The 212-nt window shown below is 33.0% G+C and carries 1 pseudogene; it reads left to right on the top strand.

From position 1 onward, the window contains the following. Positions 1 to 35 precede the first annotated feature (35 nt). A pseudogene (locus FH871_RS34600) lies at positions 36 to 212 on the top strand (hypothetical protein); the annotation flags it as partial.

The raw sequence follows: 212 nt of genomic DNA, 5'->3' as shown, positions 1-212 counted from the left end.
ACTAAACTTATACTTAATACTATAAAGGAGTCCTCATGATTAACTTTTCGATAAATAAAGCCTTCTTTCTTCAGGCATTGAATACCACCAAAAGAGCTATCAGTAGTAAGAACGCTATTCCAATTCTCTCTAGCCTTAAAATTGATGTTCATTCTACAGGTATTACCCTGACAGGGTCTAATGGACAAATTTCTATTGAAAATTCCATTACT

Origin of the sequence: Larkinella sp. C7, assembly GCF_006149005.1 — a bacterium.
Lineage (GTDB): Bacteria > Bacteroidota > Bacteroidia > Cytophagales > Spirosomataceae > Larkinella.
Note: the sequence above shows the minus strand (reverse complement) of the source record. Positions and strands in the feature narration are given on the sequence as shown.